The sequence below is a fragment of the Streptomyces sp. NPDC048506 genome, assembly GCF_040651315.1.
Classification (GTDB): Bacteria; Actinomycetota; Actinomycetes; order Streptomycetales; family Streptomycetaceae; genus Streptomyces.
In genome coordinates, this window is sequence record NZ_JBEZIX010000031.1 from 1 (window position 1) to 13330 (window position 13330).

Here is a 13330-nt window from a genome sequence, read left to right on the forward strand (position 1 = left end):
AAACGCTCGGCTGGGAAGCCCCAGCCGAGCGCCTGCATAAACTGCTCGCGGCCTGATCAACCGACCACGTGTTGCGACGATCCCCAGAATCCGCCGGCGCGTACCGGGGCCCCGGCGCCGTCCTGCCGCGGCGCGCGCGGTCAGCGGTGTGCCGGGAACTCCACGACCTGCTGGTAGGTGGGCCGGTTCTGCCAGCTGATGGTGGCGTGGGTCAGACCGCCCACCGCGCGGTGGATGATCGCGTCGGCGCACCACTGGTCGCCGGCCTTGCAGTTGGCGTCGCCCGGGTAGACCTGCTCGGCCGTCCTGCCGGCGGCCTGCTGGAGGGTGGTCAGCAGGGTGTCGCGGCAGGCGGACAGGTCGCCGTTGCCGCAGTACCGCGTGGCGAGCGGGCCCTGGACCCGGTCGCCGAGCACCGCGCGCAGGTCCTTGTCGGCGTAGCTCCACCAGCCGTACTGGAACGCCGATCCGGCGTGTGCCCCGGTCGGGCCGTGGCCGGCCGAGGGGGACTCGTCGACGGCCAGGTCGGCCTTGAGCGCGTCGTAGAGGTCGCTGCCGAGGCCCGGCTTGAAGACGCCCTCGACCAGCAGCGGCCACCAGGCGTCCATCAGGCGCACCGCGTCGGGGTGGGTGTAGGTGTGCGAGCCCTCGGCGGTCTCCCGGCGCTGGGCGCCGTCCTTGCCCCAGGCCGCCAGCTGCTGGACCGCGGTCCGCATCTGGGGGTCGGCGATCGGCTTGCTGCCCAGCACCCGCAGGAGTTCCGGCAGGACGTCCTCGCCGCGCAGATCGGTGACCGCGGCCTCGGCCATCGCCCGGGTCAGCGAGGCGCGGGTCACCCCGCCCTCCGCGGTCAGCGCGCGCACCCGGTCGTCCAGCAGGTTGCCGCGGTGCACCGAGCCGTTGCCGAAGCCGGCCGAGTCGTAGTCCTTGGCCTGCTTGTTGTTCCAGGAGATGTAGTAGTCCTGGTCGACGGACCGGGGGTGCTGGGCGGGCGGGGTGTAGTCGGCGGTGTTGGTGACGGGGTCGTAGCCGCGCCATTCGTAGGCGTCGTCGGCCCGGACGGGCAGGGACGGGTCGACGTCGGGGTTGCGGACCGGGTTGAGGCCGCTGTTGTAGTACGCGATGTTCCGGGAGTCGGCGTAGAACCAGTTGAAGGCGTAGCCGATGTGCTGGGCGGCCTGTTGGAAGGTCGCGGCGTCGTGCACGGACGTCGGGTCGTTGAGCATCTGGAAGCCGATGATGGAGTCGGCCTCGTGGCGGTAGGTGGAGCGCTGCGCGGTGTACGCGACGGGCTTGCCGCCGATGGTGGCGCGGTGGGTGACGGTGCCGTACTTCGTGCGGAACACCTGCATCCGGTAGGAGCCGGCGGCGGTCGGGTCGGCGATGGTCGGCTTCCAGGAGTTGGTGCGCTCCAGCTTCTCCATGGGCAGGCAGGCGCCGCGGTAGCGGTAGGAGGTGGAGTCCTTGGTGGGCTTCGAGCCGTCCGCGTTGCACAGTTCGACGGCGTAGGTGTCGGCGATGTCCTGGCCTGCGGAGGTGGCGCTCCAGGCGTAGTCCTGGCCGCGGCCGAGCTCGACGTACATGCCGACGCCGGCGAAGGAGGCGCCGCGGGCGCTGATGCCGGGACCCTGGATCTCCTGGAGCATCAGCAGCTGGGGCGCGAAGTAGCCGGTCTGCGGGCCGAAGACGGCTACCGGGTGGCCGCTGGCGGTGTGCTTGCCGGAGACCAGCAGGGCGTTGGACATCCCGCGGTGCTGGGTGGGGTTGAAGCTGCCCTTGGGCAGCACCCCGTCCTTGAAGAGGCCCTCCAGCTTCCGGTACTTCTTCGGGGCCTTGACCGGGTCCTGCGGTGCGGTGCCGCCCTTGGCGGTCGCCGCGCCGGTGCGGTCGAAGACCAGCGGCTCGGGGGTGACCGAGCCGGGGTCGGGCAGTGCGGTGCCCTTGGCCCGGGCCGGCTTGACGGCGTACGGGAAGCTCTGGCCGTCATGCAGGGTCTTGGCGGCCTCGGGGTCGTTGCGCTCCCGGAAGGACTCCCAGACCGCGGTGCCCTTCTCCACGCCGTACTTCTGTTGGGCGGCGAGCAGGGACAGGGCGTTGGTGACCTCCCCTCCCCCGCCGTTGCCGAAGAGCCCGCCGACGACGGAGGCGAGCGCGATGAGGTCGGTGAGCTTGAAGGGCGCGATCTCACCGGCGTTGGTGATCGCGTCGACATGGCCGGTGAGGACGTACTCGCCGGGGAAGTAGCGGCCGTTCTTGGACTGTTCGCGGTAGGCGTTGATCCCGTCGACGTAGGCCTGGGCATCCGCCATGGCCTGCTTGCCGCGCGCCCCGTTGTGGTCCCTGATGTACGCGACCTGCGCCTGGAGGTCCTCCTCGGTGTAGGGCGCCTGCGGCCAGAACTCCTGCTCCAGGCCCTGGTTGGCGGGCGCGCCGCCGGCGAAGGAGGTCAGCTCGCCGCGGCCGATGTGGCGGAAGAGGTCCATCAGCCAGAGCCGGTCCTGGCCGGCGGCGTAGCCGGCGCCGAATTCGGTGCCGTAGCGGGTGGTGCCCTTGATGTGCGGGACGCCGGTCTTCTTGTCGCGGGTGATGGTCACGTCGTCACGGGGTGTGGAGACCTTGCCGACCTGGTCGTCGGGGACGCCGAAGGAGGCGTCGTTGAAGAAGTTGGTCAGCGTGGCGTCGGTGAGCGACTGGTAGCCGCTCGCCAGCGCGCCGTACGGGGCGAGTTGGTCGGTGGAGTGTTCGGGGTGGGTACCGAACAGCTTGTTGCCGAGGATCTCCACCAGCGTGGCGTTTCCGGTGGCGCCGGGTGGCAGGATGTCGGCGCACTGGCCCTGGCAGTAGTCGTCGTGCGGCGCGGCGGCCGCGGTGGGGGGTGGTGCCAGCACCGTGGCGCCCAAGGCCAACAGGGCTGCTGCAGCGGCAGCCCTGAGCCTTCCGGTACGTCGTCGCATTCCTGCTCCTCGATGGGGGTCCCGGCTCGTCACGAGCCGGGGGGAGGTGGGGCGGGACGTTACCGGCGGTCACCCCTGACCGGAAGATGAACAACAGTCACCTTTTCCAATTCCCCACAGACGCCCGGCGGAGGCCTTCACGCCCTCCGCCACGCCCACCGCTCGAACCGCAAGAAAATTCGATGGATCCGGTGCGCGATCGGGTACGTCTCATCCCCGTCCAGTCGAGTCCTCCCCATGGAGGTGGGATGGAATGGCCGGTTTCAGAGCCCTCGCAGAACAGGTCCGCAATCCACGACTCGTCACGGCGCAGCGGCGCACCGCCCTGCGCAAGTGCCTTGAACGGTTCGCCCCGTACGGCCACCGGGCGACCTGGCACCATCTGTGCACCCGGGCCGGGATCGCCACCCAGGACCGGGATCCCGACCCGGAGCGGCTGGTCGCCGCGCTGAACGAACTGGAGGAGGCCCGCAGCCTCTGGCTCGCGTACGAGGAGGAGTTCGCCGCGCGACGCCGCAAGGAGAAGTACCACGGCATCCGTCAGCCCAGCGCGATCGACGACTGGCACCGGCGGACCTGGGGCGGCTGCGACATCGTGCCGTGCGAGGCGCCGCACCGGCACCCGGCGGCCCGGCTCGCGGTGGTGCTGCGCAGCATGATCGCGGCGATGGAGGCGGGACGGCCCCGCCACGACTGCCCGGTGTGCGGCGGCACCCGCTTCGCCTGGCTGCCGGAGACCGCGGACACCCCGGCGCCCGGGCCGGCCTGCCGGCGGTGCGGGGTGGTCGCCCCGGTGTCGGTGCTGACGCCGGAGACCCTGCGGACGGCCCGTCAGGCCCCGGGGGCCGGGGCGTTCGCGGCGGCCTGAGCCCGCGTCCGGCGCGGCGCGTACGACGACCGGTCACCGCCGTGGCACCGCCGCGGTACCGCGGCGAGGCGCGCGGTGGCGCCCGCCCGGTGCGGTGGCCGGATCTCGCTGTCGGCCCCCGGTTGTCGGACCCGGTTGTCGGACCCCGCTGTCATCATCGGGGCATGATGCAGGTATGCCTCAACGGCCCCCGGACCACGGCCGATTCGGCCGCGGTGCCGATGACGCCGGCCGCGCTCGCCGAGGCGGCGCGGCAGGCGGTGGCGGCCGGTGCCGACGACGTCCATGTGCACCCCAAGACCCCGTGCGGCCGGGACTCGCTCTCGCCGCGCGTGGTCGGGCCGGTGCTGGAGGCGATCCGGGCGGTGGTGGACGTCCCGGTCGGGGTGACCACCGGCGCCTGGGCCGAGCCGGCCCCTCCCCCGCCACCCGAAGGGCGCGGGAGGCAGCCCGATCCCCGGGTGGAGCGGATCCGGTCCTGGACGGTGCTGCCCGATCACGCCTCGGTGAACTGGCACGAGTCGGGCGCCGAGGACGTTGCCGCGACCCTGGTGGAGCGCGGTGTCGGCGTCGAGGCCGGGCTGTGGTCGGGGACGGACGGGGTGGCGCGCTTCGCCCGCTCACCGCTCGCGCCCCGGGTGCTGCGGGTGTTGGCCGAAGTGACCGACACCCGGGTCGGATCCGCCCCGGCCACCGCCCGCGAACTGCTCGCCGCGGTGGCCGCGGTCCCGCACGGCCGCCCGGTGCTGCTGCACGGCTGGGACGGCGGCGCCTGGCCGGTGCTGCGGCTCGCCGTCGAGCTGGGCCTGGACACCCGCATGGGCATCGAGGACACCCTCCTGCTGCCCGACGGCAGCCCGGCGGCCGGCAACGCCCCGCTGATACGGGCGGCAACCGCCGGGCTCAGGCCGGCTGGGGGTGGCTGAAGAGGAAGTCGTAGCCGGGCGGGAGTTGGAGCAGGATACGGCTCATCAGCTCCTCGCCCGCGGCGTCCGCGACCACGCTGAGGACGGCGCCGATGTGCCAGGTGGCGGTGTCCTCGGTGGCGCCCTCGATCCAGGCCGCGGTGGCCCGCACGAACCGCTCGGCGGACAGCGGCTCGACGGCCGGCAGCGGGTTGAGCAGGATCCGGGCGTACTCCTCCGGCAGCCGGGCGGCCAGCTCGGCCCGCTCCGCGCCGACCAGATGGGCGCCCAGCAGCGCCAGGACGACCCGGGCCGCGCGTTCGGCTTCCTGCCGGATGTCGTACTCGCCCCGCTCCTGGACCGGGGCCAGGAACACCTCTCCACGCATCGTCATCTCGACTCGTCCTCCTTCCTGGTCCGGACCATGGGGCGGGGCTCGGCGCGCCGGCGCGCTCGGCGCTCGGTATGCGCAGGGTAAGCACACCCGCGGCGTGGCCGGCCGTGATGTTCTCCGTGTCGAGCGTGTCGGCCGGCACCACCTGGCGGAGCCGGCGCCACCTGGTGGGGCCGGCGCGTGTCAAGGATCCGTAGCCGCAGCAACCCGAACGGCTCGTTCCCCAAGGTGAGCGCCACACAGCATCGACCCCCGCCTGGCGACGGGGGCTGGCCTGGATGCTGCTGCTGCGTGGGTCGCGAGTCGGGGAGAGACTCCGGCATGGACGGCGCTTATACAGCAATCCCCACTCTGCTGGCGATTTGGGTAAGCCGCTCATTGCTTCGTTTGTGCTGCGAGACCAGCACCCGCGTCAGTTCAAGGCTAGTGGGGTGGACCGCCATCATCTCAGGAGCGACTACCCATGCCTTCTCCAAACTCTCAATGGTGCTGTCTCGATCCCCCAAAGCAAGCTGAGAGCGTCCGACATTCATATACAGCGGGGCCACTCGGGTGGCCGGAAGCGTCAAGCCACCCTGAATCAAATCTTCGGCCGTATCCACCGCCCTCCGGTGTTGCTCCATATCGGAGGCCGTACTGATGACGTGTGTAGCCGTGTTCTCAGGCCCAAAGTGGATGCCATGCTCGGCGAAATCTTCACTGAATTCCGCAGAGGCACGCCAGGCAGCTTCGATATGCCGGTTAGTCGTTTGCTTATCCCTAAGCCGCCCGGCAAGCGTCAGGCCACGCAGATGGAGAATCCCGAGACCGAATGCACGATCACGTCCGCTAAGCATAGACTCGGCTTGCACAATGGCGCGGTCGACGACAGCCAGGCCACCAGCAAAGTCACCAGAGTTGAGGAACGTTCCCGCATCATCGCGTGCCGCCGCAATGGCAGCAATCGGGTCTGCGCGTTCTGCGGCCATACGTTGCTTCATCGTCGCGAGTTCCGCTAGATGCATCCACCTATGACGCGCGGCTAGCCAGTAAATGATGCTGTACACATCAGCGACCAGGCCCCACGCTTTAGGGGCTCCCGTTAGGTGAGCATGATTAGTCGCCCTGGTCAGCACCGATGGAAGCCTTTGGAGGATCTTGGCTAGCTCTGTATTCCAGCGAAGTGCGTTCAGCTCGTCAACTTCTCGCTTCAGGCGCTCGGGATTCTCCGGCAGCTCACCGGGAATATCGAACCTGCGAATTGCATAGTTCAGCTCGTTCAGGTTCTTTTCCGGCGCACTCCCTAGAAGTTCATCCAGGGTGAGTTCCATTGCGCGCGCCAGCGCTGCCCCTACCCCTTGCGTGAGCGCTCGGTCGCCTACTTCGATCTTGCTGAGGAGCGAGACCGACACTCCCGCACGTCGAGCAAGGGCTACCTGGCTCAGCCCACGTTCCTTACGTCGCTTGGCCACGTTGGTTCCGGGACCGGGGACCTGTTGTGTAGCGCCCATGTCCTTCGCCTTACCCGCTCGGCTACCTGCTCACCTGGCCATCGTGTCAAAGATCGAGCGAGCACGCCCGACAACTGTGCAAGAAGTGTGCAAGTGGCGCCCCCACTCCCACCGTTGACTAGCCATGACAGACCCCCGCGACGTTGCTGGAGCGGCGAACGTCCGGGGGCATGGCCATCAACCGCATGGAGGTTGACAGCATGCGCAAACATAGCGCGTGGATCTTCGAACTGCTGTTGCGGGTGTTACTGCCCGCGCGGGGGCGTCACCGGTCCGCCGGCGCACTGCCCGCCGTGAGATGGGAGGACGCGCCGACGCTCGCACTTCCCCGTGTCCCCATCGGGCAGACGGGGCTGCTGCGGGGTGAGGACATTCCCCTGATCCGCCCGTACGTCCTCACGCCCGAGGAGCGGCATGAACGACGCTTGCAGCGCGGACGGCGGCGGGCACTGTGGCTCGCAGCACATGGGATCGACGCCGGGCCGCGCTGGATCCATGGCGTAGAGGTGATGGGCTGATGCCTCGGAATTGCCGCACCGTTCACCTGATGGACCCGGTTCCGGTACCGGAGCCCGACCCGGTACCCGGGTGCGATGTGTGCACCGCCCTAGCCAGGCAGCGCGCAGCGGCCCGTGCCGTCGGCGACCAGACGACGGCGATCGACTGCAACATCGAGATCCGCCGCCACCCGCACCCGAAGCGGGAGGGACGATGACGACCCAGGCACGCACGGTCAGCCAGGCGGCAGCGAGCGCCTACCGTGAACTGCAACTCGCCCTCGCTGGCGCGAAGATGGCGTTCCCGGAAATGACGCTCAGCGACACCGCCGACGGGCACATCCGGATCAACCTCGGGCGCGTCGGCATCCGCACGGCCGCGAAGCTGGCCCGCGCACTGAATGCGGCGCGGACATGAGCGCGGGCGCCTGGTCACAGCTGCTGGTCTGGGCCGAGGAAGTGTGGGACCGGCACGTCCGATATCGGGAGCTGTACCGGCAGCTTGACCGGATGCGGGCCGAGGTCAAGGCCCGTACCGCGTGGCTGGATGACCTGACCGAAGAGGACATGGCGGAGATGCTGCGCGGTCTCACCAAGTGCATCGACGCCATGCAGGCAGCGGGCAGCGACGTTCCGGACCGGCCGGATGGCGCGCTCAGCTCTCGCCCCGGTCCGTCCAGCGGAGCGAGTCCTAGGCGCGCTCTTCACGGATGCCGCGCCTGTCACGCGGTGAGGGAAACAGGTCCCGCCCGAATGATCTCCTGCACCGGGCGGGACCACCCCTGAACCCCCGATCCGGTCGTCCCCAGCACGACGGTCGGCCGCCGGAGCGGGTACCCGAAGAACGACTCTCCAGAAAGAAACACGAAGCGCGTGAGCAAGAGCAAAAAGACCGTAGACGCCGCCAAGGGACGCCGAGACCGCGACTCCACGGAAGCAGGGGCACAGGGGTCGAAGGAGAGGCAACAGCAAGTGTCTACGCCCCTCCACAAGCGGGGATACCGCGAAAGCCGCTGGTACGGGCAGGACCCGAGCTAGTAATGAGCTCCCGCCCCGGTTCTCGCCCCCGAGAGAGCCGGGGCCGTCCAACCAGACAGACCCGGCAGCGCGACCGGAGGCAGCCGCAACAACAGGAGTAGAAGCCTTGCCCGGCAAGATCTGTGAGCACTGTGGAGCAGAGCGAGCGCAGGAGTTTCACCCCCCGCCGTGGCCCCGGCCGACGGGCGACACCAGGTCGCGGCACGTGGGCGACGGCGTGGGCGTGTGCCCTTCCCGGACCGCGACGGGCACGGTACGTTCCGCCACATGGCCGTGCTCGCCCGCTCCCGCACCGTCGCCCCGCCCGGATGGAGCCGATGGCTCGTCCCGCCCGCCGCCCTGTCCATCCACCTCGCCATCGGACAGGCCTACGCCTGGAGCGTGTTCAAACCGCCGCTGGAATCCGCGCTGAAGCTGTCCGGGACGGCCTCCGCGCTCCCCTTCCAGCTGGCCGTGGTGATGCTCGGTTTGTCCGCTGCGTTCGGTGGCACGCTCGTCGAACGCAACGGCCCGCGCTGGGCCATGTGCGTCTCGGCGGTCTGCTTCTCCTCCGGTTTCCTCATCGCCGCGCTCGGCGCGGCCACCGCCCAGTACTGGCTGGTCGTCCTCGGCTACGGCGCCGTCGGCGGGGTCGGCCTGGGCATCGGCTACATCTCCCCCGTCTCCACCCTGCTCAGGTGGTTCCCCGACCGCCCCGGCACGGCCACCGGCATCGCCATCATGGGCTTCGGCGGCGGCGCCCTGATCGCCTCCCCCGCCTCCGCCGAACTCCTCGCCGTCTTCGGCCGGGACGCCTCCGGGATCGCCCGGACCTTCCTGGTCATGGGCCTGGCCTACGCGGTGTTCATGTCCCTCGGGGTGCTGCTGGTGCGGATCCCCGCCGCGGACTGGCGGCCGCCGGCCCGGCCGGCCCCGGGCGCGTCCGCGGACCGGCCGCTGGTGACGCACGCCCAGGTCTCGGCCCGCAGCGCGCTGCGCACCCCGCAGTTCTGGTGCCTGTGGGTCGTCCTCTGCACGAACGTCACGGCGGGCATCGGCATCCTGGAGAAGGCCGCCCCGATGGTCTCCGACGTCTTCGCGCACTCCGCGGCGCCGGTCGGCGCCACCGCGGCGGCCGGCTTCGTCGGCCTGCTCTCGCTGGCCAACATGCTCGGCCGGATCGTCTGGTCCTCGGCCTCCGACCTGATCGGCCGCAAGCACGTCTACCGCCTCTACCTGGGCGTCGGCGCCCTGATGTACCTGCTGATCGCGCTGGCCGGCGATGCCTCCAAGCCACTGTTCCTGGTCTGTGCGGCGGTCGTCCTGTCCTTCTACGGCGGTGGGTTCGCCACCGTTCCGGCCTATCTGAAGGACCTGTTCGGCACCTACCAGGTCGGGGCGATCCACGGCCGGCTGCTGACGGCCTGGTCCACCGCGGGCGTGCTCGGCCCGCTGATCGTCAACGCCGTCGCCGACGCCGGGAAGGCGGCCGGCCGCAGCGGTCCGGACCTCTACACCAGGTCCTTCGTCCTGATGATCGGCCTGCTGCTGGTGGGGTTCGTCGCCAACGAACTCATCCGCCCGGTGCACCCCCGCCACCACGAACCCACCGAGGCCGACGGGCGGTTCGCACCCGCGGCGCACCCGGCGCGGCCGGCCCCGCCCACCGACCCCGAGGGAGCCGACCGATGACCGCCCGCCGCACCGCCCTGCTGGTCCTCGTGTGGCTCTGGGTGGGTGTCCCGTTCCTGTACGGCCTTTACGAACTCACCCTGAAGCTGAAACAACTGTTCACGGGCTGACCACCCACACCGGCAGCGCGCCCGGCGCGGGCGTCGGCCCGTCCGCCCGTACGGCAGCAGGGCCGTACGGGCAGCGTCTCCCACGCCCGCGGGGCGTGGGAGGTACCCCAGAGAGGCGGACGTCCATGGCCGAACTGCACGATCTGACCGCGCTCGAACAGGCCGCGGGGATCCGGGCCGGTGAGCTCTCCCCCGTCGAACTGACCGAGCACTACCTCGCGCGGATCGACCGGCTCGACGACACACTGGGCGCATTCCTCACCCGTACCCCGGAGATCGCCCGCAAGCAGGCCGCGGAGGCCGAGAGCGAGGCCGTCGCGGCCCGCCGCGAGGGCCGTGAACTCCCGCCGCTGCACGGCGTTCCGGTCCCGGTCAAGGACCTCAACCAGGTCGCCGGGGTGCGCTGCACCATGGGCTCGCGGGCGCTGGCCGAGCATGTGCCGGACGTCGACGACCATGTGGTCGACAAGCTGCGGGCGGGCGGCACGATCCTGCTCGGCAAGACCAACACCCCCGAGTTCGGGCTGCCCAGCCACACCGAGAACGGCATCGCACCGCCCGCCCGTACCCCCTGGGACCTGGAGCGCTCGGCGGGTGGCTCCAGCGGCGGGGCGGGCGCGGCGGTCGCCGGCGGGCTGGCGCCGATCGCACACGCCACCGACGGCGGCGGCTCGATCCGGATCCCGGCGTCGGTGTGCGGGTTGTACGGCATCAAGCCCAGCCGCGGCCGGATCAGCGGTGGCCCGCTGCTGCACGACATCACCGGCCTGGCGACCTCCGGCCCGCTGGCCCGTACGGTCGCCGACGCGGCCACCCTGCTGGACGTGATGGCCGGCCCCATGCCCGGGGACCCGTACGCGGCGCCGTCGCTGCCGCCCGGCGAGACCTTCGCCTCGTACGTGCTGCGCGACCCCGGCCGGCTGCGGATCGCCTACCTGACCGGGACGCCGGTACCGGGCGTGCAGGTGCACCCCGACTGCCGCGCGGCCACCACGGACACCGCGGCGCTGCTGACCGGACTCGGCCATGAGGTCGAGGAGTTGTCGCTGCCGGCCGACGACGCGCTCCTGATCGCCTTCACCCGGGTCTGGTCCGTGCTGGCCGCGATCCGCCCGGTGCCGCCGGCGGGCGAGGAGCTGCTGATGCCGCTCACCCGCTATCTGCGGGGTCGCGGCGCCGAGGTCGCCGGCGCGGACTTCGCCACGTCGATGTACGCCTTCCGGGCGCTCGCCCAGTTCATGGCGGACGGCCTGATGGCGCCGGGCGGCGGCTACGACGTGATCCTCTCGCCGACCCTGGCCACGCCCCCGGCGGCGGTCGGCGGGCTGCGCAACGACGCCGATCCGCAGGCCGAGTTCGCGGCGATCGGGGCCTTCACACCGTTCACCGCGGTCTACAACGCCACCGGTCAGCCCGCGGTGAACGTCCCGTTGCAGTGGAACGCCGAGGGGCTGCCGATCGGGGTGATGCTGGCCGGCCGGTACGGCGACGAGGCGACGTTGATCGCGCTGTCCGCCCAGTTGGAGCAGGCCCGCCCGTGGGCGGCCCGCAAGCCGTCCGTCTGGTGACGGTGCAGGACGTCTGACCGGGTGCGCCCGCCCCTGCCGTGGGGGCGGGCGCACCCGATGCTACTCCGCGTCCTGCGGGGCGTCCGCAGAGCCCGTGGCGCGCCGGTCGACCCGCAGCCGGCGTGCGCCGGGCCCCTGGACGCCGAGGTTGTCGTACGGGTTGGACAGCGCGCAGTTCTGTAGCGACAGGCAGCCGCAGCCGATGCAGTCGGTCAGGCGGTCGCGCAGTTCGACGAGTTGGCCGATCCGCTCGTCCAGCTCGGAGCGCCAGGCCTCGGAGAGCCGGGCCCAGTCCTCGCGGTTGGGGGTGCGCTCGTCCGGCAGCTCGGCCAGCGCGTCCCGGATCACCGCGAGCGGGATCCCGACCCGCTGCGCCGCGCGGACGAAGGCGACCCGGCGGAGCGCGTCGCGGGTGTAGCGGCGCTGGTTGCCGGCGGTCCGGGTGCTGCTGATCAGTCCCTTGGACTCGTAGAAGTGCAGCGCGGACACCGCGGCGCCGCTACGCGCGGAGAGCTGGCCGACGGAGAGCTCGTGGACCTTGTACGGAAGCTGGGGCACGCATCAACCCTAGGCGGTGCCTCCCCGTCGAGCCGCCCGGGCGTTGACAGCGGGTGCGGCCACCCGCATGCTGAGCAAGCGCTTAGTAAGGCGTCGGCCGGTGCACGACGGCGGACGGACCCCGAGGAGGCAGACGGAGATGGCAGAGCCCCGAGTGTTTGGATCGCTCGACGAGCTGCGGGCCGCGGTCGGCGAGGAGCTGGGCACCACCGACTGGCTGGAGGTCGACCAGAAGCGGATCGATCTGTTCGCCGAGGCCACCGGCGATCACCAGTGGATCCACGTGGACCAGGAGAAGGCCGCGGCCGGACCGTTCGGCACCACCATCGCGCACGGGTATCTGACGCTGTCGCTGCTGCCGGCGCTGGTGCCGCGGCTGATGCGGGTCGAGAACGTGAAGATGGGGATCAACTACGGCACCAACAAGGTGCGCTTCCCCGCCACCGTCCCGGTCGGCTCGCGGCTGCGCGCCTCCGCCCGGATCGCGGACGTGGCCGAGGTGACCGGCGGCGTCCAGCTCACCACGGTGGTGACGATCGAGCGGGAGGGCGGCGAGAAGCCGGTGTGCGTGGCCGAGACGGTCAGCCGTTTCTACCTGTAGCGGGTCCCACCGCGGCGCCCACCATGCGCAGCACGAGGTCGGCGTAGAGCGCGCCGACCTCGTCGGGCGTGCGCGGGCCGTCCGCCGAGAACCAGCGGGCGACGTCCACGCAGAGCGACAGCACCGCGAGGGTGGTCCCGGGCACGTCGTCGACCCGGAACTCCCCGCTGTCCGCGCCGTCCTGGATGATCTGCCGCAGCAACCGGTCGGTGCGGCGGCGCAGTTGGGCGATCTCGGCGTAGTGCTCCGGGCCCAGCGCCTGGAGTTCGTACTGGATGACCCGGGCGGTGGTGTGGTGCTCGGCGTGCCAGCGGGCGAAGGTCCGCACCGCGTCCCGCAGCCGCTCGGTGGCGCTGCCCTCGGCCTCGGCGGCGGCGCCCATGATGCGCAGCGCCTTCTCGTGGCCGATGCCGCTGATGCGGTAGAGCAGCTCCTCCTTGGTCTTGTAGTGGATGTAGAGGGCGGCCGGACTCATACCGGCCCGGCCGGCGATGTCACGGGTGGTGGTGGCGTGGTAGCCGCGCTCGGCGAACGCCTCGACCGCGGCGCCGACCAGGCGCCGCGCGGCGTCCGGGGTCACCCCGGCCCACTCCTCGTTCTCCTCCGCAGCCCGCTGTGCAGCCGCACCCATCGCGCACCCCGCTCCTCGATCCGCCAGGGACGTTCCCCTGACGGA

At 71.2% G+C, this 13330-nt stretch carries 14 protein-coding genes; 9 read left to right on the plus strand and 5 right to left on the minus strand.

Translation table 11 applies throughout. From position 1 onward, the window contains the following. Positions 1-140 precede the first annotated feature (140 nt). Positions 141-2954, minus strand: coding sequence for a penicillin acylase family protein (locus tag AB0C96_RS24515; RefSeq protein ID WP_362919869.1), 2814 nt, complete (start codon positions 2952-2954; stop codon positions 141-143). A gap of 253 nt (positions 2955-3207) precedes the next feature. On the opposite strand from AB0C96_RS24515, the gene AB0C96_RS24520 reads away from it, so the two are divergent. Beyond that, positions 3208-3822 carry a hypothetical protein gene (locus AB0C96_RS24520; RefSeq protein WP_362919870.1) on the plus strand — a complete coding sequence of 205 codons (615 nt, stop codon included), beginning with the start codon at positions 3208-3210 and terminating at the stop codon, positions 3820-3822. Between the two features lie 164 nt (positions 3823-3986). Beyond that, positions 3987-4748, plus strand: coding sequence for a 3-keto-5-aminohexanoate cleavage protein (locus AB0C96_RS24525; protein WP_362919871.1), 762 nt, complete (start codon positions 3987-3989; stop codon positions 4746-4748). On the opposite strand, the gene AB0C96_RS24530 is transcribed toward AB0C96_RS24525, so the two are convergent. Together AB0C96_RS24530 and AB0C96_RS24535 are read right to left on the minus strand one after the other, a co-directional pair. Beyond that, on the minus strand, positions 4726-5121 hold the full coding sequence (locus AB0C96_RS24530; RefSeq protein ID WP_362919872.1) for a DUF2267 domain-containing protein: 396 nt from the start codon (positions 5119-5121) through the stop codon (positions 4726-4728). The two genes, AB0C96_RS24525 and AB0C96_RS24530, sit on opposite strands and share 23 nt — an antisense overlap. A gap of 332 nt (positions 5122-5453) precedes the next feature. Next, entirely contained in the window at positions 5454-6611 is a 1158-nt protein-coding gene (locus AB0C96_RS24535; RefSeq protein ID WP_362919873.1) for a helix-turn-helix transcriptional regulator, read from the minus strand. Positions 6612-6781: 170 nt separating this feature from the next. On the opposite strand from AB0C96_RS24535, the gene AB0C96_RS24540 reads away from it, so the two are divergent. From AB0C96_RS24540 to AB0C96_RS24565, 6 genes are all read left to right on the plus strand, one after another. Further along, positions 6782-7129 (plus strand): hypothetical protein, encoded by a 348-nt coding sequence (locus AB0C96_RS24540; RefSeq protein ID WP_362919874.1) that lies wholly within the window; start codon positions 6782-6784, stop codon positions 7127-7129. Positions 7130-7158: 29 nt separating this feature from the next. Then, positions 7159-7326: a hypothetical protein gene (locus tag AB0C96_RS24545; protein ID WP_362919875.1), complete on the plus strand. Its 168-nt coding sequence runs from the start codon at positions 7159-7161 to the stop codon at positions 7324-7326. After that, complete coding sequence (locus AB0C96_RS24550) at positions 7323-7526, plus strand: hypothetical protein (protein WP_362919876.1); 204 nt, start codon at positions 7323-7325, stop codon at positions 7524-7526. The genes AB0C96_RS24545 and AB0C96_RS24550 overlap by 4 nt, the downstream gene beginning before the upstream one ends. After that, a complete protein-coding gene (locus tag AB0C96_RS24555; protein ID WP_362919877.1) occupies positions 7523-7894 on the plus strand; it encodes a hypothetical protein in 372 nt (123 codons plus the stop codon). The genes AB0C96_RS24550 and AB0C96_RS24555 overlap by 4 nt, the downstream gene beginning before the upstream one ends. Positions 7895-8413: 519 nt before the next feature. After that, positions 8414-9817, plus strand: coding sequence for an OFA family MFS transporter (locus AB0C96_RS24560; protein WP_362919878.1), 1404 nt, complete (start codon positions 8414-8416; stop codon positions 9815-9817). A 235-nt stretch (positions 9818-10052) separates the two neighbouring features. Beyond that, a complete protein-coding gene (locus AB0C96_RS24565; protein ID WP_362919879.1) occupies positions 10053-11495 on the plus strand; it encodes an amidase in 1443 nt (480 codons plus the stop codon). A 60-nt stretch (positions 11496-11555) separates the two neighbouring features. On the opposite strand, the gene soxR is transcribed toward AB0C96_RS24565, so the two are convergent. Further along, entirely contained in the window at positions 11556-12053 is a 498-nt protein-coding gene (gene soxR / locus AB0C96_RS24570; protein ID WP_362919880.1) for a redox-sensitive transcriptional activator SoxR, read from the minus strand. Between the two features lie 139 nt (positions 12054-12192). On the opposite strand from soxR, the gene AB0C96_RS24575 reads away from it, so the two are divergent. After that, on the plus strand, positions 12193-12654 hold the full coding sequence (locus AB0C96_RS24575) for a MaoC family dehydratase (RefSeq protein ID WP_362919881.1): 462 nt from the start codon (positions 12193-12195) through the stop codon (positions 12652-12654). Here the strand turns inward: AB0C96_RS24575 and AB0C96_RS24580 are convergent. Next, positions 12635-13285: a TetR/AcrR family transcriptional regulator gene (locus AB0C96_RS24580; RefSeq protein ID WP_362919882.1), complete on the minus strand. Its 651-nt coding sequence runs from the start codon at positions 13283-13285 to the stop codon at positions 12635-12637. The genes AB0C96_RS24575 and AB0C96_RS24580 overlap by 20 nt on opposite strands. Between the last annotated feature and the right edge of the window lie 45 nt (positions 13286-13330).